This is a genomic window from Flammeovirga yaeyamensis (assembly GCF_018736045.1).
Classification (GTDB): Bacteria; Bacteroidota; Bacteroidia; order Cytophagales; family Flammeovirgaceae; genus Flammeovirga; species Flammeovirga yaeyamensis.
This window is the reverse complement of the sequence record NZ_CP076133.1, coordinates 1,584,928-1,605,310: the sequence shown is the minus strand read 5'-3', so window position 1 is coordinate 1,605,310 and position 20,383 is coordinate 1,584,928. Positions and strand designations below refer to the sequence as shown.

Genomic DNA, 20,383 nt, shown 5'->3' with positions numbered 1-20,383 from the left:
ATTTGTAATAGAACTAAACCTAATTTTTTAATCTAAATCTAAAATCAATTGAAACATCTGACAACAATTCTTCTATTGTGTCTCATTTTTGGATGCCAAAATCTTCTAGACGATCAACTAGAAATGACCGATGGAGAAATCAAAACTAAAGAGCAAAGACCTCCTCAAGAAATAATGGATGATATCCAAGAAAACCTAAGAATAGCACAAACAGCAATGTATTCTAGTGGTCATGAAGCTTGGAGAGGTAATCTATTGACATCAGGTCAAATTTCTCAAAATATCGGAACAACTTTTTCTGCAAACCCAGGGTTTTCATATAATAGTTCATTTCATGGGGAAACTTTTTATTTAATTTTAAATCAAATTTTACCATCAATTGAAAAAGGTCTATATGAAACAGAAGGAATTGAAGAATTAGAATACATTCATTCAATTTTTAGGATAGTAAAAGTAGTCAACCTACTACGATTAACAGAGATTTATGGAGACATTCCCTATGTAAAGAATTGTAGAGATTACTATCATGATGGTCTTTATTTACTGGAGTATGACTCTCAAGAAAAAGTATTGGAATATATGGTAGAAGATTTGATTGAGTCGAGAAATAAAATTGGAATATTAGATAAGAGTACTCTAAAATATACTGATTATTATAATACTAATAGCTCGAGTCAGTTTAGATATACTAAATTAGCTAACTCACTACTTATAAAGATAGGTTTAATGTTATCAGAAGCAAACCCATCTCGTGGGGCTGAAGTATTCAAGCTAGGATATGAAAACTTTTACGGCTATATAAAATCTTGGGATGATGCACCTTATATTGAGCATTCTGATGATTATAACCCTTGGAGCGATAAGGTAAATGGTACGGGTGTAGCAATCCAAGGTAGAGTGGGTGGTTTTTCAGAAACTTTTATTTCTGATGTGGCTTTGAAATATATGCAAGGAAATTTTGATCCTAGATTGTTTAGAATTGTTGCACATTATGACCGTAGTTATGGAACCGCAGACGCAATATCAAATCCCTTTTCTTTATATCGAAATTTTGACCCATTTGCAAAAGCAGAAGATAGCGGAGATTTTAAAAAGGTACATTACAGAGGAGTTAGAATGGGTAATTCACAAGAAGTTCCTACTTTATTTCACAACGCAGAAACTAATGAAGATCAGCTAGCATTTAAATATTATTCTGTTTTTGGAGATAATTATTCAAATTATCATTTTATAGAACAAGGTCAGTTATTAACCTTAGCTGGAATTAATCCTGCAACTTTTAATGCTACAACACCAAGTTTAGTTATCGGTGCAGATGAAGTTTCTTATTTAGTTGCTGAAGCCAATGTTTTACCTGAATATGGAATTAATGATGTGGATGCTTTTAAAAATGCACTAACCCTATCTCAGACGAAATATAGGGAGATGAATTTTCCTGGTGATTTTTTCGAAATGAGTTATTCAAATTTGTATAAACATCAAACGAATAGTAATTACAACCTTGAATCTGCAAAAATAGAATATGTTGATCGCTTACTAAAAAAATATAATGAAGCAACAGATAAGAGAGATCTAATTGTCACCGAACATTGGATTTCATTAATCCCAAATGGTTATTCTTCATTTAGCTTAGTGAATAGAACAGGTGGACCTTCTTTTCTTAAATCATTTATATCAAACGATGAGAGAACGCATTCAGTAAAAATATTTGATAAAGATCCTATTATGTATTCAAGTGCTATTGGAATTGGTACAAAAGAAATTGAGTTATTTCATTCTTCAGAGGACAATTTTGAACGACCATATAGGTTTCCTTATTCATCTGACGAACTAGAAAAGAATACACAAAATGTAACAGAAGCGATTCAAAATCAAGGTGGTTATCTTCCATTAAATACTTTAATGAACTTAAAACAATATTACTCTAAAAAAGATGAATAAAACATTTAAATCAATACTATTATTAGGAATTCTTTTAGTCAGTTCATGCCAAAAAGATCTTCTAGATGAGTTATCGTGGATTGAAGGGAATATTGTTGATACAATGACATATTATGATGAAAAAGTATCAGAAAATGGTGATAAGAAAGGAACTTTACTTATTTATTATTTGCTAGAAGATAATACCTTCCAATCTGAAAAGCTTACATATGTTAAAGTCTATAATCAGGGTATACCTACTACTGATATCGTTACTAAAATAAGAAGTAAAGGAACTTATGAATTTGAAGGTGATCAAACTTACTTTTATTTTGAATTAGATCTTGTGTATAGAATGGAGAGAAATAGGGTGAATGGTGAAATGGAATTAGATTATTTCTCAGAACATAAAGTAGATTGTGTCACTAAATCTAATTATAACCAGCAGTCTAATATCAATGAAAGTGAGGTTAGAAATAGCATTATGGAAAAAGATCATCGCTATAAGTCATTTAATGAGAATACAAACCTAACCAATCATTCATATTCTGATGAACATATTATTAAAAAAACAAATATATGGTATACCTTTCAACCTAATGGTTCGTTTAATGTAACTAACGTTGATTTGATAGTTGAAAAGAATTTTTCTAATGAAATATCAATGATAAGAAAATCATCTAATGAAGAGAAAGGAAACTATTTTATTTATGATGACGAGTATTTAGTATTTTATAATATCGAAGGAATAAGTAAAAGCGAACATTTTTCAAAAGAATATAGCTTTTGTGAACCAATATATCAAAATGAACATGAATATATAAGTTCATATCATCAAGTATATGATATAAACGAGTATTTTACTTCAGAGAAAGAAAACGATCTCTCATTCGAATCATTAGGGATCAGTTGTGATTAATATAATAATATAAAAGACCTACTTATCAAAAGTAGGTCTTTTGTATTATTTAAAAGTAATTTAATTAATTAAATCATTGTTTTTTCTTATACCATTTTCTCCCATAATCTATATTAAATAAGAATTTCAATTTTAAATTGGTCATCTTCTGTAATTTATTATCTTTATTTCCTGATTCATCTACATATAAATTGTTAGTAGAGTAATACAATTCTCGTCCAGCAACTTTAAGATCACGATGGTATAAATTACTGTTCTTAATATTCACATAATCATATGCTATTGAAATTTGAAACCAATTTTTTATATCTACACCAATTTCAGGAGAAATACCAAAATTATTGGAGATCTCATTGAGGTGGTAGAAAATATCTAAAAACTTTTCAGTGTTCTTATTATAACTGTAAAAGCCAATACCTAAGGAAGTAAACAGTTGAAGCCTTCTGTCTTTACCAAAGAAATAACGGCCTCTTACCAAAGTGCTTCTAAAAAACTCACTATTCAATTCAAATCCCAATTGAAAATGAGGAGAAAAATGATAGTAGGTATGGAAGGTGAGGTAAAAATCGCCTGAATCTGATATTTTGTTATCAATGTTTATATTATTAAATGAAAAACCAATACCTGTAGTTAATAGTGGTTTTGATTTTACTTTTTGATTTTCAACATCAAATAATTGAGGTTTCTGGCCTTTTTGTTTTAAATAGTATAAGTCCTTTTCCTTATAATTAAAAGTTATCGATTTACCCGATTTATCCACTGTGATTGAGTAAGTTGAATCGGAATTGATAGAGGATTTTCCTTTAAGCTTTCTACCATCCTTTAATACAATGATGTCTTGTGCATAATTGTGATGGCTTATGAATAATAATGTAATGATAGATAGAAGAATAGATGTTTTCATGTTCATAAATAAGTTAGTTTAGTTTTTTACCAATCTGAAAATGATATGCTATCTTAAACTCATACATTGTTAAGGTAATCTCTCTATTTCCATTTAAATCATAATTATACTCCTTAGGAATGTCTTCAACTGCTATATAATGTTTAGGAAGATAAACATAAGTTAAACTAATTTGAAAATTATTGAAATTTATGCCCACCTCGGGTGATATGCCAAACTTAGTGAATGAGTAGCCAAAGTTTTCAGGACCAATATATTGATATTCTGGTTCATACTTCTGAATTCCATTCAGTACAACCGTAGGATTAAATATCCCAATACCAAACCCAAAATATATTCTCCGATCGTAATTACCCAAACTATACTTTGTTTTTATAACATGGTTAAAACTTGTTTGTTGATAAACATTTCTTTCTCTGTTAGAACCAATATTTTCTTGTAATAGCATAGTTAACTCGTAGCCTAACGACCAGTGTTTTGAGTAATTAGTGTAAAAAGTAGCATATAAATTTCTATGAAAAGACATAGTATTATGTTCCGAATTTGTTTTATAATCAAGATTCATTAATCCTGCTCCAATACCAATTGCAAACTTTTTCAAGCTAATTTGCCTCATGTTTTTATTGTAGCCTACAATATCAGTTGTACTATCTTGATATTGAATCAAATAAATATTACTCAAAGGATATTTCACCTTTTGATTTTCAGATATTCCTATAACAAATCTTTTATTTGTTTTTTGTATGGATATATCTATCTCATCACCATTTTTAAATGTAATGATGTCTTGTGCTTGACAATAAAATGTAAAACAAAGAAGGAGAAGTGTCTGAAGTTTAAAAAAATGTAGCATGATATTTTTTGCGAAAATTATAGTAGAATTAATTTTTGAGAGAAATATCTTTATATGGAGAATCGTCCATTTTTATACCTAAGAATTTTAGTAACCAATATGGGACAAACATTTTAAATAGATTTCTTTTTATCACTTTTAAGATCCCTCTTTGGTCACTTTTGATATATGAATTTAAATAAATCATACTAATACTCTGTTGGAAAACAGATTCTACATAGACAAAATAGACAAATAGGATGCCCAAGAGATAGATCGCAAATTCATTTGGACTTTTGAAATCAATATTAAAACTCATATCAAAAAATACTAACCATACAATGTTTGAAATAAATGCGATTTCAAAAAATCTTAAAGTGATACTTTTAAAACGTGAGGTGTATTTCTGTTCTTCAGGAAGTTGAGTAGAGTGTTTAATAAAATAAGCATTTCCTAGGATAGTGAATAAACCTGCATTACTAAATAAGAAAAGAAATTTAAGGTCGTCTGTAAGGAAGTAATATTTTTTTGTAATAATACCCACTACCAAACTTCCCACAAAAAACACACTATGAACAATAATATGAATTTTAAAGAAGATATTGAGTTCAAGTTTTTTTGATTTTATCAAATATATTAAAGCCAACAGTGCATTAGTAGAGAAAAAACATAAATAAACAAAGTAATGAATGTTTGTTTTAATGTGTCCAATTAGATCAATAACTGTCTGTCCTTCAAAGAACAATGTCAATAGTGCCATTAAAATAGAGTAGATAATAATTAGTTTCTTAAACATAAAAAATGGTTAGTTAATGAAGAGTATTAGTTTAAACAATGTTTAAATGTACATAAAAAAAGGAATACATTTCTGTATTCCTTTAATTTAGTTTATGTTAGAAAATTAAACCGAATCAGGTCTATCAATATCAAACCTATCTAAGTTCATCACTTTTGTCCATGCTTTAATAAAGTCTCTTACAAACTTTTCTTTTGACGTTTCACTTGCATATACTTCTGCAATTGCTCTTAACTCAGAGTTTGAGCCAAAGATTAAGTCCGCTCTCGTTGCTCTCCAAACTTCTTGAGTTGTATCTCTATTTGATCCAATAAATTCTAATTCATCATCATTTACAGCTTTCCATTCGTAGTCCATGCTTAATAGATTTACGAAAAAGTCATTTGATAATGTACCAGGTTTGTTTGTTAAAATACCTAATTTAGAATTATCAAAATTGGCATTTAAAGAACGCATACCTCCTAATAAAACGGTCATTTCTGGAGCAGTTAGCGTAAGTAGCTGTGCTTTGTCAATCAGTAATTCTTCAGTTGTAAGCGTAAATTTTTTCTTTTGGTAATTTCTAAAACCATCCGCCATAGGTTCAAGTACCGCAAAAGATTCTACATCAGTTTGTTCTTGAGTGGCATCTGTACGACCAGGAGTAAATGGAACCGTAATGTTATAACCACCTCTTTTAGCAGCTTCTTCAACAGCAGCAGTTCCACCAAGAACGATCAAATCAGCGATTGATACTTTTTTATTTCCCGAATTGAATTTCTTTTGAATTGCTTCATATTTAGCTAGTACTTTTTTCAACTGAGTAGGGTTGTTGCTTTCCCAATTTACTTGGGGAGCCAAGCGAATTCTAGCACCATTTGCGCCACCTCTACGGTCAGAACCTCTGTAAGATGAAGCAGAAGCCCATGCTGTTTCTATCAATTCATTATGAGGAATACCTGATTTTAATATCTCCGTTTTTAATTTATTGATATCAGCTTTAGAAATAACTTTATGATTTGAAATGGGTGTTGGATCTTGCCAAATAAATTCATCTTTTGGAATCTCCGGTCCAAGGTAAGTTGATTTTGGCCCCATATCTCTATGCGTTAATTTAAACCAAGCTTCTGCAAATGCTTTATCAAATGATAGGGGATCCTCCATAAATCCTTCCATCACTTTTCTGTAAGCAGGATCTTCTTTTAATGCTAAATCTGAAGTTAGCATTGTTGGACGATGTCTTTTCTTCTTATCGTAAGCATCAGGAATAATCTCTCCAACATCTTTTGCCACCCATTGATGAGCCCCCGCAGGACTTTTAGTTAATTCCCATTCGTTGGTCATCAATAAATTAATAAACGAGTGACTCCAACGTGTAGGAGTTGGTGTCCAAACTACTTCAAGACCAGAAGTAATAGCATCTTTTCCTTTACCAGATTTGTAAGAACTTTTCCAACCGAAACCTTGTTCCTCAATTTTTGCGCCTTCAGGTGCTGCTCCAACATGTTTTGCATCTCCAGCACCGTGTGTCTTACCGAAAGAGTGACCGCCTGCAATTAATGCTACCGTCTCTTTATCATTCATACCCATTCTCCCGAATGAGATTCTAATATTTTTTGCTGATGCTAATGGATCAGGGTTTCCATTTGGTCCTTCTGGATTTACATAAATCAAGCCCATTTGTACCGCAGCCAATGGATTTTCTACATCTAAATCTAATTCACCATCTTCATTAAGACGTTTTGATTCAAGCCATCCAGCTTCAGATCCCCAATAAATATCGTTCTGTGGTTCCCATACATCTTCTCTACCACCTGCAAAACCAATAGTTTTGAATCCCATTGATTCTAAAGCTACATTTCCTGTTAAGATCATTAAGTCAGCCCAAGAGATTTGATCTCCATATTTCTGTTTAATAGGCCAAAGTAAACGCCTAGCTTTATCAAGGTTACCGTTATCCGGCCAGCTGTTTTGTGGTGCAAATCGTTGAATACCCATTCTTGTACCTCCACGACCATCACCAGTTCTGTACGTACCAGCACTATGCCATGCCATACGGACAAATAGCGGACCATAGTTACCATAATCGGCCGGCCACCAATCTTGAGATGTAGTAAGTACTTTCTTTATATCTGCTTTTAAAGCAAAATAATCTAGTTTTTCAAATTCTTTTTCGTAATTAAATGCTTCACCCATTGGGTTGGTCTTCTCAGAATTTTGAGCAAGAATACCCACATTTAGTTGGTTAGGCCACCAATCTCTATTGGTTTTTGCAGTTTTAATCTGCTCTTTCTTATGGAGTTTATCAAATCCAAATGGACATCCTCCAGACGATTTTTCTTTACTTGTTGTTTCGTCGTTGCTGCTTGAACACGCTGATGCTATCACTATTAATGATAACATAGAAAGTCTGAGTAATTTTTTCATTCTATTTAAGTTTGGTTAATTATGATTTAGCTGACTGATATTTCGATGGTTTTTGATATGATTGACTAGCTAAACCGTAATACAAAAGTAGATAGAATAGAGGTGTAAGTAAAATTGATATTATTTATGAAACTATAATTATTTATTATATGATCTAAATTTTAGTGAGTTAAATGACAAAAAAGCGTATGACTTTATTACAATTGCCATACGCTTTTATTTTATTTTACTAGTATCTTATGTGTTTCAATAAAATCTGCTTGATTCACTTTTAGAATATATAATCCCTTTTGTAAATCATCTGTAGGAATTACTTGATGTTGAAGGTCTGATATATATTCCATTATAAGTTTTCCTTGTAAATCTAATAACCTAATTTGAGCCACACCGGGAGTATTAAATACTAAATTAATCTCCTTTTGGGCTGGGTTAGGGAAAACCTTAATATTCTCAGATCCATGATATTCTATAGAAGTAATATCATCTTCATCCTCAACAATATCTGCAGCTTTAGTAGAAGTATTTACAATCATCGCTACTGAAGATATATGACCTCCCTGATCGTTAAACATCACACTTATTTGATTCGATCCTGATTTCAACAAAACTTGATCAAAAGGAATTTCGAGGATACCAAAGAATCTACTACGATTCGCTTGGTCATAACCTTTAATTATATCGCCATCAATGATGACTTGTTGACCATTTACTTTAATTGTTGGCAATAAACTTTTACCAATATCTCTACCTACACCAATTCTAAGTTTACCATTCCCGGCCTCTTTCGTTACATTTTTGATGGTAAACTGTTGTTCTGTATTTGATATGATAGGTTTCAAGTAAGTTGAAGCATAGTATTTCTTTTCAAATAAAGTATTTGATAAATCAACAACATCAGTAAAATGGTAAGTCACAACAATAGTTTCACCATATTGAATAGGTAAACTTTCTGGAATTTCATTTAAAGTTTGATTTGAAAGTTCTGGTAATTGATCAACATATACTTTTAACTGTTTGATGTCAATTTTATCAATCCCAATGTTATCATTCAATTTTAAGTTGATGTTTTGAGTTTCATCGTTTAGATTATTCAAAATAACATACATTTTATTGTCATCCACAAAAGCCATTGACTGAACATCAACGTTGTCATTTTCGATTTTTACTCTTTCTCCTTTCACATCTTTCCATACTTCAAAGAAGTATTTTCTCGATGTCAATTCCCACTCTTGATCATCATTCAATGTCCATAATGCAGCTTTAGAATACTTTTCTTTAGGATTGATTTTTTGAGTAGAGAAAGGGATGGCCATTTCAATTTGTTCACCTCTTTCCATAAAACTCATGGCCATATGAATTTGAGATCTTACAGCTTGAGAATTTTCAATGGGATGATAATTCGATTGTCCATTATTCCAAGTCCAACCTTCTTGATCAGCAACTAATCTACCGTATTCAGTAATTGCTATAGGTTTTACCTTTCCAAACTTTAAGAAGCTGTAAGCCTCAATTAGGTCTAAAATTGCTTCCGAATTAGATCCTGATCTTCTACCTCCTGTATTATTTAGCCCTACACCATCGTATAAATGGATAGAGAATAAATCAATATCTTCACCGGCAATATCAATAAACTTTTTATATCTAGAATTCCACAAAGAGAAATCACCATTTTCGAATTCTGGCCATGCTGATGCATAACCTATCACTTTCATATTTTCTAATTCTGGAATATCACGTACTGCCTTTCCTAAGTGTTGATGAAATTGACAAATCTTAGTCACAATTTCATCTGTTTTTGCAGAATTATAACTTCCTGGATAATGATCTGCAGCATGAATCATGGGTTCGTTAAAAGGTTCAATATACTTAGGAACCGGATTCCATTCATCTCGATAATTTTTTGCTACAAATTCAGCTACTTCAATTGAAAAATCAGTAATGTCTACAGTAGAATAATCTACATTTTCATCGTACATTAAACTTCCAGATCTACCAGTATCAACGTGATTATTTACGCTTCTTACTCCAGAATAATTATTTCTAATATTAGGAATTACTCCATTTTTGACTAATCCTAATGGACTCCAAAATCTTCTTGAACCGATATAGTTTTCATCAATATTGTAAGTTGATTTGAATGATTTGAAGTCAACATCATTAGGTTCATTACCAAACCAAATATGTGCTTGTAAATACTTCGATCGATCAAAAGTAGATACATCACCTATAAAGCGCTGTGTATTTGGATACACGGTAATATTTGTTTGTGCTAACACTTCTATAGATAAAAGTGTAATATATAAGCCAATGAATAGTGATAAAAATCTAAATTTCATTTCAAAAGGAAAGTTGTTAGTTACAATTTTTAATTATTTATCAGCATATTACGGGCATTTGTGAAAAGTAATGTGGAATAATCTATACGAAAATAATTTTACCCCTCTTATATTCGCATTTATCTCTACTACTAATTATAATCGTGCGAAATAAATAATACGTATGGTAACAAACAATATACAGAAAGATCTTTTTGAAAGTATTCAATCAGAGAATAAAGAAAACCTATTTCAAGTATTATCTTCAATAATTGATAGGGAGGATGAAACTCCTTTTTGGGTAGAAAGTTTTCACAAAGTGCTTCTTGATTTTGAAAAAAGCACAAATCTAAAAACAGATGAGCAATATTGGCTTGATGTAAAAAGAACATTCATTGATGTTATTCCAAGATAAATATTCAATATTATTCGATAGTCATATAATTTAAAATTGTAGCATAATGCTTAATTTTGATGATCTTATCACATAACAAGTAAAATGCAAAATATTAAAGTAATCGCTTTTGATGCCGATGATACCTTATGGATTAACGAGCCTTTCTTTAGAGAGTTCGAAGAAAATTATTTTAAAGTGTTATCAAAATATCTTCCTGAAGAAGAATTAAAGAAACAACTTTTTGATTTAGTGATTCATAACATATCACTTTATGGCTATGGAACAAGAGGACTATCTCTTTCTATGATCGAAGGTGCGGTGACGTTTACCAATGGAAAAGTAACTTCTGATGAGATTTTGCAAATCATCGAATTAGGAAAAAAAATGCTTAAGAATCCTATCGAATTACTTGATGGTGTGATAGAGACTTTAGAATACCTAAAAGGAAAATACCGATTGGTAGTGGCTACTAAAGGTGATCTTTTGGAACAAGAGAGTAAGGTAAAAAAATCGAATTTAGAAAAATATTTTCACCATATTGAGATTGTATCAGAAAAAACACCCGAAGAGTATAGTAAGTTAATTAAACATTTAGATGTAGAACCGTCTGAATTTTTAATGATCGGCAACTCTTTAAAATCTGATATTGTCCCTGTGTTAGAATTAGGAGGAAATGCATATCATGTTCCTTTCCATACTACTTGGGCACACGAAATGATTGATCACGAAATTGAAACTTCAAATCAGTTTAAGGTCCTAAACAACATTGCTGATATCAAAAATATTCTTTAGACTATGAAGTCATTTTTCACTTCCATAATAAAGAAATTTCTGCTTTTATTTGTAGCAGCTTTTGAAACATTTTTCATGTTATTTTTCATGGCCTGTATGTTTGTGAGCAGTTCTTTTTATTATGTCATAAGAGTAATCACTTGGCCAGTAAGATTTTTAATGAATGTCTATCAGCGATATTTTGGTCAACCTAAAAAGTCAATTTACGAATACAAAGACCCAAAAAACACCAACAAATAATTAATGAAATCTTTTCTCTTTCTTCCTGATATTTCTGGCTTCACCGAATTCATTCAAAGTACAGAGGCAGAACATAGTCAGCATGTTATTCAAGAATTACTCACTATTCTTATTCAGTCGAATATACTCGATTTAGAGTTAGCTGAAGTAGAAGGAGATGCTTTGTTTTTTTATAAGGAAGAAGTGCCTACATTAGAAAAAATAATGGCACAAGTGGAACATATGTACACTGCATTTTATTCTCACTTGGAACTTCTTAAAAATAATAGAATTTGTCCATGTAACGCTTGCCTTACTGCTCCAAACTTGGAACTGAAAATAATAGTGCATTGTGGCGATATTCAGTTTATCAATTTACAAGGAAAAAGAAAGCCATTTGGAACGGAAGTAATACAGCTACACAGACTTTTAAAAAATTCAGTAGATAGCAATAATTATGTGTTGTTTACATCAAATATTCAGGAGGATGTTGGATTGGCCGATAATTATAAGAGTAAATTATTTCAGTTTGAATCAGGAAGTGATATTCATGATGGAGAGGAATTGAAATATGTATATTCAACTATCAATAAGGAAGAATTACAACTCAAACCTTATTCATTTGCCCATAAAGTTCAGCCTAAGGGGTCGCCAACATTTACTATCGATTTAGAATTTGATGTCCCAAAACTAAAAGTGATGGAATATGTGACCAATTACAAATACCGTCATGAATGGTCGATAGGAGTAGATGCTTATGAATTTAATGAAAATGAGGTCACTCGTGAAGGTTCAGAACATGTGTGTATTATCAATGGCAAGCATCTCAATTTTGTGACAATCACAAAAGATGCTCCTGCAGGGATTAATGTGTATGGAGAATCTACAGAAGCAGTTGGACCAGTAAAAGCGGTACAAAACTTCTATTTATTTAAAACTATCAACGACAATAGGACAAAAGTAACTATTGAAGTTTACATAACGCCTAAAAACTTTTTTAATAGTATATTCATTGCGTTAGTTTTGAAAAGAGTATTTAAAAAAACTACGCTAAAGAACTTTTTGAATTTGAAAAGGATATTAGAGCAATCATAATTATCATGATAATTACATTATTTTAATTTGTATTTCATTGTTATTTACTACTTTTCTCTTCATATTGAATTTTTATATTACTAAACTATATTCTCACTCCTCATTAATAATGACATCTTTAGTTATTTAATGTTTCTGTGAGATCCATTGAAAATTAAATACTATGCAAGCACACTCTGAAATCGTACAATCGGCGGAATTTAACCCTAAGATTAAAGCCTATATGTTTACCTATGGAGCAGTACTTCTGCTAATATCATTTATTGGTATTCCATTACTTCCTTTTTGGATTTTAGGTTTAGGACAATATATAAGTCACAGTTACTATAAGAATATCAAATGCAATCTAACTTCTAAGCATCTTGAATTTAAAAAAGGGATGATGTTCAAAGTTGAAAAAACCATTCCGCTTGAAAACATTCAAGATCTCACCTTCATAGAAAACCCATTACTAAGGATATTTGATCTTCGTATTCTAAAAATCGAAACAGCTGGACAAAGTAATCCTCAAGGGAGTGATATGAAATTGGTGGGTATTGTAAATACTCAAGATTTTAAAGATAAAGTTTTGGAACAAAGGGCTTTATTGAAAAATGAAAGTAAAGTAGAAAAAGTTACTGAAGTATCCAATGACTCTCAAGTTGTGGAGTTATTGACAGAGATAAAAGATCTTTTGAAAGAAATGAAAAATGAGAAATGAAAAGTTAAAAACGTATTTACTTCATATTTTACTATTGTTCATTATGGTTTTACCATCATGTAATCATAAAAAAGAAGAAGTTCATAATGTCATTATCGAACGCTATAGTATGAACAAATTTCAGAGTTCTGATACAAGTAGTTTGATAATAAGAGAAAAAGAAAATAGATTAGAACATTATTTTGGTCTGGAAATAATAGATGGTCAAGAATCATTCTTTAGTCAATCTTTTCAAATTGATACAAATAACATCTCAAAAATTTTTAGTTGGCAAACTCAGCTTCCTCTTGTAGATGAAAAGAATTATTTAGTAAATAATAAAAAGAAGATTGTAAGAAAGTATTATTATGACGATGAGAAAAGTATAGATGAAGAAGCATATTATTTTATAATGGATAATAGGTTAGTCTCTTATAATTCAGCTGCTTGGAACATTCAGTATTTTTATGAATATGAAGATTCTACAATAATTGGCTTATTGAAAAATGATACTACTAGCTTTTTTTGTAGAAATTGTGATGTTGATATGTCGAAACTATTAAAATAAAAGATGCTTAAAACACTAGCCTTACTACCATTTCTTTTCGTTTCAATCCAAACAATGGCGTGTAGCTGTTATTTACCTGAGAATTTTGATTTATATGAATATGATAATGCAAATGCTATTATAGAAGTAATGATTATAAACAAAATTGAAGATAAAATTATACAAGATGAATTAGAGGATGATTATACTACCTTTAAAATAAAGATTACTGATGTCTTTAAAGGTGATCTTTCTCAAGATATTAAATTCCTCGAAATAGATAAACTTGATAATTGTTATTGGGAACCAATTGAAAATGAGACTTATATATTTTATTTAAATTTTTATTCATTAAAAGACATTGCTGTTAGAATTAATAATGGATGTTTTAAACATCTGAAAAAAGATTCTACTGAAAATTTTAAATTTGAATTAAAAGCTCTTCATACATTACAAAAGAAACAGAATAGCAATTTCAGAATATATGTTGACATGAATCAAAATGATTTTTTAATAAGTGGAAAATTTAGAAATCAACAACGCTCGGGAAAATGGAAAATTTATGAACCAAATTATCAAAATATACAGGTAAGAAAAAGAAATAAAGTAATTGTGTTGAAATACAAGAAAGGTAATATCATAAAATTCGAATACATAAAACCTAAAGATGAATTTATAGCTAATGCATTTACCAATAGATGGAGACATTATTACAAAAATCAACTCAGAAAAAATATTTAAAAGTAAAAAAAAAATAATATTATAGGTCATAAGAATTTATTGTTATTTTTATAAAAAAAACACCCAACCTGTCTAGATTGGGTGTTTTATAATAAATATGTTCAAGCATTATACTTGAGCTTCTTCAAATCTTTTCTTAACGACTTCATTACCTAGGTTATCGACAAACGATAACATGTATTCCATCGATTTACCTTCTGATAACAAGCCCCATTCTTTATGAATCAACATCTCACGACGTTTACATTCAATTCTATAAGGTTGTTCTGCGATTAAAGAAATAATATCTGATGTGAAGAAAGTATCAATAAGTTCCTCATTATTGCCGTAAATATTGAAAGGCGTGAGATTAGATTTCTCCATCAAATCCATATCATATTTCGTCTTTAAGTTAGAAAAATTACTTTTATCCTGGGTATAGAAATCAGGAATACCACCTTTTGCAATATTAAAGACCAAAGCGATAGTTGCAGTAGTTGTTTCTGTAGAGAAATCATCTGCTTTAACATATGTGATATCGAATATCATGAAGCTATAATGTTCTCTTGTACCTAAGATGAAATTATTGGCTCTTCTTAATCTCGAAAGGATAGAAAATGCACTTAAGTAAGGTCGAACAAAAGAAGGGCTTAGGTTGGCCTCGAAATCAAGATTATGAGATTCAGCAAATTCCTTAATAGATTGTGCTCTTTTAGTTAATTCTTCAGGAGTATTCTCTTGTAAAGGATTAGTGACTAATCTTCTTGAAGATAGGTGATGCTGAGATTGGAAGTGATGCTTTTCAAATCCGACCTTTATTAACTCACCACCTTCTTTAGTAAACTTATTCTGAATATTGTTGATGTTATTCAAAAATGTATGGTCAATAAAGAAACAATCACTAAAATCTAATATTATTTTTTGATTCTTTGGTTGAGCATCAATAAGTGATTTGAATTTTAGATAATTGATAAAAGAGGCAATACCGTTAAATTTAATCACCAAACCATCTTTGCTTGCAGAAACCTGAGTATTCAACTGGAACATTTCATTCAGTTTAACACCCTGTACAAGTTCTATAACTATCTTTAATACTATACCAGAAGCTACACCAACAAGTAGATCCGTCCATAGAGTAACAATCAATGTAGTAAGGAACTGTAATAGTTGATCAAAACCAACATTCTTTATTTTTATAAACTCTTGTGGAGAAGCTAATTTTAAACCTGTAAATACTAGCATAGCCGCTAACGCTGCATTTGGTATAGTTTTAATAACTGCTGCAGCCAATAATACAAATAAGAAAAGGAACAAACCATGGTAGAAGTTACTCATTCTTCCTTTTGCTCCAGCATTAATATTGGCAGAACTTCTTACAATTTCAGAGATCATAGGTAAACCACCAATCATTCCGGCTATTGTATTACCAATACCTACAGCAACCAAATCTTTATTAAGGTTGGTCACTCTATCGTTAGGATCTAAAGCATCAATCGCCTTGGCACTTAGTACAGATTCTATACTACCCACCAAAGCAAACATAATGATATACTTGATAGATGTATAACTTAATAATTGAGAGAAATCTGGAAAAGTAATGCCACTAAAAAAGTTCTCAGGGAGAACTACTAAATATTGTGACGGTGAAATTTCGAAATCTAAAGATCCAAGTGTATAACTATGTTCATTTGATAAATTAAATACAAATCCTAATGGAATAGCTAATAACAATATTAATAGGGGGGCAGGTAGTTTATTTACTGTCTTATTTTTTATCAATGGATGTACAAATAATAAAGCTAAGCTTAGTACACCAATGACGGCAACTTTAGGATTTAAATTCAGAATACTATGTGGTATTTCTGCCAAAAGTCCCCAAGGTGATTTTGCTGAAGGAACCACACCTAAAATAACATGTATTTGCTTACTAATGATGATCACACCAATTGCAGCAAGCATGCCTCTAATCACTGATATGGGGAACATGTCACCCATTTTACCAAATTTTGCAAACCCCATGGCTATTTGAAGTAAGCCTGAGATAACGATAACTGCTAAAGTAAGTTTGTAACCTAAGATAGGATCATCTCCTCCCAATTCATCCACAGCTCCGATGGCAATAGCAATTAGTCCTGCTGCAGGACCTTTGATGGCTAGTGGTGCTTTAGATAAAAAAGTAACAACTAATCCTCCTATAACTGCAGTGTATATACCCGCGATGGGTGGAAACCCACTTGCTTTTGCAATTCCTAAACAAAGAGGTAGCGCAATTAGAAATACTAAAAAGCCTGAGATGAAGTTAGACTTTATGTTCTTGTTAATCATTTTCAATACTTGATGATTTAGTAACTGAAAGCAAAAATCTGAAATTAATTAACATTTATACCATAAAAACGATTAATTGATTTTATGTTAAGCATTAATATTTTTAATGTATTATTCTTGTAATTTGTTTAATTAATTTAACAATTGCTTTAACTATCGTAATATCAGTGATTTATAATAACGTACTGTTTACACTATATGTCTAAATGTAATACAAATATCACTTCAAAAAATTCAATTTATTTTTTATAATAAATATTCAAATGACATATTTATTGTCATATGATTTAATATTCATAAATTAGATCAGCAAACAAAAAGTAATAAACTAATTATCAATAGACTTCTCTATGTTTAAGAAAACCCTATTTGCCATACTCCCGAAAATGTATTGGGTTATACTACTGTTCTCGAGTTTAATATATCTTTTAGGTAAGGAAACAAGTGTCCTCTTTTATATAGGATTCAACATTGTATTATTTCAATTATCAATAAAGCTTGGCATCTTAATTCATGAAATTGGTCATTTATTATTTGCCTATATAGTAGGTGGAAGTCCAAGAAGATTAACTTTAGGTAAAGGATTCAAGATATTTGATTTTAAATGGAAGAATATAAGAATCACCTTTAATTCTAATTTCAATTCAGGGTATGCACATGCTGCTTTTAATAATACAGATAATATTAGAGTTAAGTTATGGTTTTATATCGCAGGTGGTCTTTTACTAAATCTAATAGTCGCAGGAATTCTATTTTTATTATTCAATTTCTCCACTGAATTTACGGAAGGTATTCATATTTCTTCTTTGATAGTTATTACAAATCTCCTTTTAGGAATTTCTGTATTAATACCCTATAGTTTTTATTATAAAGGACAAAAGGTTGATTCTGATGGATTGCAAATCGCAAAAATTCCATTCAAAAAAATGGAAGACCTAATTGAGTTCAGTAAAGTAAATGATTTATTAGATGCTTACGATCTAATGGAACAAAAGAAATATGAGGAAGCTGTTGTCATTTTAGAAGCAGTAAAAAGTGAATTAAATAAAGTCACTGTTATGTATACAGGTTTAAGTACTTGTTATTTAAAATTGGGAGAGACCGAAAAAGCTTTAGCAATTTTAGAAGAACTTTTACCTCATATTGAAGAGGAAAATTTAAAGAAGTTTCAGAATATTATATACAATAGTCTTGGCTGGACTTATTTGATAATGGACAAATTAGAAGAAGCCAATCACTATTCACAATTGGCTTATCAATTGGACTCGAAAACAGAGGATATAAGAGGAACTAGAGGGGCTTTATTAATCGAAAAAGGACATTATTTAAAGGGGATTAACCTCATAAAAAAGGATGTTGATTTTAATTACCCAAATAGCACTACTTTAACGAATGCTATCTATATCGCTCTAGGTTATTATCTATTAGGTAAAGATGATAAAGCATTAAAATACAGAATATTCATCCTTGAAAATTTATCATTATTAGATTTTGATGAGAAGTATTTATACGAACGAGCTAAAAATAAATGGGAAATGAAAATAATGAATTCTGAAACTGTTGAATAATCATTACATAAAGGCTTCTTATAAAACTCAAGTATAGGAAGCCTTTATTTTTAGAAATGTTCATGTATTTTATGCTTTTAATTCTTTGGATCATTGAAATAAAACATATAGATTTGCTATAGAAATAATTTGTATAACAAATATTTCATTTCCCCATAAATACGACTAGTACTAACTTAATTGACAGTTATTTTTTATCTAATGGTTAATATCGACTTATCTATTCTTTATTTTCTCTGTATTTTTGACTTATTATTATTTACTCTAGGGCTATACATAAATACTAAAATACAGTTAGAAAAAATTACCACATGGATTAGTATTCCTGTAATACTACTATTGTATGGTCTCGTAATTCCTTACATATCAATAAAACTTCAAATAGAATATCATATCTATTTTGATGGATTAGTAAGAGATGGCACTAATTTTCTTTGGCTCATGTTTAAAATCCCTTTATTTTGGGTGATTGGCTTAATGCAAATTGGGTACATTTATTATCAAAAATTTAAACCTAATGAAGATGAAATTCGAATGGAGAAAAAAAGAAAAAACTATTTATCAACCTAAAACTAAGCCCGAGATTATTGATGTTCCCGAATATCAATTCATTGTAATTAGTGGTGAAGGCAATCCCAATAGTGACTTTTTTCAAGAATGTATCGGAGCCTTATATAGTGTTGCGTATGCTATCAAAATGACCATGAAGAAATTGGACAACCCACCCTCAGATTATATAGATTGGACGGTTTATCCGCTAGAGGGGGTGTGGGATATTAATGATGAAGCAAAAAAGAATTTTAACGGACAATTAAACAAAGACGATTTAGTTTTCGACTTAATGATTCGTCAACCTGATTTCATAAGTAAAGAATTCTTTGATGAAATTTTAGAACTTACTAAAAAGAAAAAGCCAAATCCGTTACTAGAACAATTAAGGTTTGAAAAGATTACTGATGGTAAATGCATCCAATTGTTGCACATGGGTAGTTATGATGATGAACCTGCAAGTTTTGAATTGATGGAACAATACGCAGGGGAGATGAAAGTAAAAAGAAAATCAAAAATACATAGAGAAATTTATTTATCTGATTTTAGAAAAGTGCCTACAGAAAAGTTGAAGACTGTTTTGAGGTTTCAGTTAGAAGAGTAATATTTGATTATATCTCATAAATAAACTATTCAACTGAAATGAAACTTCTACAAAATTCGCTTTTACTTATTACAGTTTTACTAATTCTTTTTTTTCAATCACCGGAGGTTGTTCTTGAAGGAGTATTAGCTAAATTTTTACAGAGTTTATCAAGCGAAGAGTTATCCTTTTTCGATTTGTTATACAGTTTTATAGCTTATTTACCAACTCAGTTAGGATGGATATTAATTTCTTTGTGGGTTTACATTTATGCAAAAAAATCAAGTTACAACCCATTATATTTGGTTATTATTGTATTAACTAATTCATGGATAGGGTTAGTTTTTTTCCTTACTATTTCTATTAAAGAAAATTTCACCTTTAATAAAAGGGTTATTTTTAAGTTTTCTTTTTTCATACTAATCGCGTGGTCTTTTGTAACACTCAATCCTTTATTGTTGAATTTTTACATACATAAATCTGATTTTACACAAAGACTATTCGAAATAAACTTAACAATACACGAGCAAAGTTTTATATCCATGTCATCTCCTATTTTTAATATTTTAATCTCAATCATATTTATAATTCCAGTTTTTTATAAAACTTTAAAAAAGGATCAGTCAAATCCAATCTTTTGGTTGGTTTCAACCACTGTTTTAGGGATAATACCATGGACTATCTATAATTTATTATCCATAGTAAATAATAATCAGAAGATCACTTATACACCTGAGGAAGTTTTAGATTAAACTAAACTTGAGGTTAATAAATTTAAATTACGAATTAATACATGAACATTTATTCATATATTTCG

At 30.2% G+C, this 20,383-nt stretch carries 17 protein-coding genes; 11 read left to right on the top strand and 6 right to left on the bottom strand.

Features of this window, described 5'->3' with window-relative positions; translation table 11 throughout:
- Window positions 1–48: 48 nt before the first annotated feature.
- Entirely contained in the window at window positions 49–1,941 is a 1,893-nt protein-coding gene (locus tag KMW28_RS26225) for a SusD/RagB family nutrient-binding outer membrane lipoprotein (RefSeq protein WP_169663857.1), read from the top strand.
- A complete protein-coding gene (locus KMW28_RS26220; RefSeq protein ID WP_169663856.1) occupies window positions 1,934–2,839 on the top strand; it encodes a hypothetical protein in 906 nt (301 codons plus the stop codon). Before KMW28_RS26225 ends, KMW28_RS26220 begins: the two co-directional genes overlap by 8 nt.
- A 73-nt stretch (window positions 2,840–2,912) precedes the next feature.
- Here KMW28_RS26220 and KMW28_RS26215 read toward each other — a convergent pair whose 3' ends face one another.
- The 5 genes from KMW28_RS26215 to KMW28_RS26195 all read right to left on the bottom strand — a co-directional run bounded on the left by KMW28_RS26215 (window position 2,913) and on the right by KMW28_RS26195 (window position 10,113).
- The gene (locus KMW28_RS26215; RefSeq protein WP_169663855.1) at window positions 2,913–3,743 is read right to left on the bottom strand and encodes a hypothetical protein; all 831 of its coding nucleotides are present in this window, start codon (window positions 3,741–3,743) and stop codon (window positions 2,913–2,915) included.
- Between the two features lie 13 nt (window positions 3,744–3,756).
- Window positions 3,757–4,596, bottom strand: coding sequence for a hypothetical protein (locus KMW28_RS26210; protein WP_169663854.1), 840 nt, complete (start codon window positions 4,594–4,596; stop codon window positions 3,757–3,759).
- Between the two features lie 28 nt (window positions 4,597–4,624).
- A complete protein-coding gene (locus KMW28_RS26205) occupies window positions 4,625–5,371 on the bottom strand; it encodes a hypothetical protein (RefSeq protein ID WP_169663853.1) in 747 nt (248 codons plus the stop codon).
- 105 nt (window positions 5,372–5,476) lie between these two features.
- Entirely contained in the window at window positions 5,477–7,777 is a 2,301-nt protein-coding gene (katG, locus tag KMW28_RS26200) for a catalase/peroxidase HPI (protein ID WP_169663852.1), read from the bottom strand.
- A 221-nt stretch (window positions 7,778–7,998) separates the two neighbouring features.
- The gene (locus KMW28_RS26195) at window positions 7,999–10,113 is read right to left on the bottom strand and encodes a T9SS type A sorting domain-containing protein (protein ID WP_169663851.1); all 2,115 of its coding nucleotides are present in this window, start codon (window positions 10,111–10,113) and stop codon (window positions 7,999–8,001) included.
- 163 nt (window positions 10,114–10,276) lie between these two features.
- On the opposite strand from KMW28_RS26195, the gene KMW28_RS26190 reads away from it, so the two are divergent.
- The 6 genes from KMW28_RS26190 to KMW28_RS26165 all read left to right on the top strand — a co-directional run bounded on the left by KMW28_RS26190 (window position 10,277) and on the right by KMW28_RS26165 (window position 14,562).
- Window positions 10,277–10,507, top strand: a complete 231-nt coding sequence (locus tag KMW28_RS26190) for a hypothetical protein (RefSeq protein WP_169663850.1) — start codon at window positions 10,277–10,279, stop codon at window positions 10,505–10,507.
- Between the two features lie 84 nt (window positions 10,508–10,591).
- Entirely contained in the window at window positions 10,592–11,281 is a 690-nt protein-coding gene (locus KMW28_RS26185) for an HAD family hydrolase (RefSeq protein WP_169663849.1), read from the top strand.
- 243 nt (window positions 11,282–11,524) lie between these two features.
- On the top strand, window positions 11,525–12,595 hold the full coding sequence (locus KMW28_RS26180) for a DUF2652 domain-containing protein (RefSeq protein ID WP_169663848.1): 1,071 nt from the start codon (window positions 11,525–11,527) through the stop codon (window positions 12,593–12,595).
- A gap of 163 nt (window positions 12,596–12,758) precedes the next feature.
- Window positions 12,759–13,295 (top strand): PH domain-containing protein, encoded by a 537-nt coding sequence (locus KMW28_RS26175; protein WP_169663847.1) that lies wholly within the window; start codon window positions 12,759–12,761, stop codon window positions 13,293–13,295.
- Window positions 13,285–13,842, top strand: a complete 558-nt coding sequence (locus tag KMW28_RS26170) for a hypothetical protein (RefSeq protein ID WP_169663846.1) — start codon at window positions 13,285–13,287, stop codon at window positions 13,840–13,842. Before KMW28_RS26175 ends, KMW28_RS26170 begins: the two co-directional genes overlap by 11 nt.
- Before the next feature lie 3 nt (window positions 13,843–13,845).
- Entirely contained in the window at window positions 13,846–14,562 is a 717-nt protein-coding gene (locus KMW28_RS26165; protein WP_169663845.1) for a hypothetical protein, read from the top strand.
- 108 nt (window positions 14,563–14,670) lie between these two features.
- Here KMW28_RS26165 and KMW28_RS26160 read toward each other — a convergent pair whose 3' ends face one another.
- Window positions 14,671–16,866, bottom strand: a complete 2,196-nt coding sequence (locus KMW28_RS26160; RefSeq protein WP_169663844.1) for a SulP family inorganic anion transporter — start codon at window positions 16,864–16,866, stop codon at window positions 14,671–14,673.
- A gap of 350 nt (window positions 16,867–17,216) precedes the next feature.
- On the opposite strand from KMW28_RS26160, the gene KMW28_RS26155 reads away from it, so the two are divergent.
- The 3 genes from KMW28_RS26155 (at window position 17,217) to KMW28_RS26145 (ending at window position 20,318) form a co-directional block, all read left to right on the top strand.
- Window positions 17,217–18,434 (top strand): site-2 protease family protein, encoded by a 1,218-nt coding sequence (locus KMW28_RS26155; protein ID WP_169663843.1) that lies wholly within the window; start codon window positions 17,217–17,219, stop codon window positions 18,432–18,434.
- A gap of 523 nt (window positions 18,435–18,957) precedes the next feature.
- Window positions 18,958–19,587 (top strand): GyrI-like domain-containing protein, encoded by a 630-nt coding sequence (locus KMW28_RS26150; protein WP_169663842.1) that lies wholly within the window; start codon window positions 18,958–18,960, stop codon window positions 19,585–19,587.
- 38 nt (window positions 19,588–19,625) lie between these two features.
- On the top strand, window positions 19,626–20,318 hold the full coding sequence (locus KMW28_RS26145; protein WP_169663841.1) for a hypothetical protein: 693 nt from the start codon (window positions 19,626–19,628) through the stop codon (window positions 20,316–20,318).
- The last annotated feature ends 65 nt before the right edge of the window (window positions 20,319–20,383 follow it).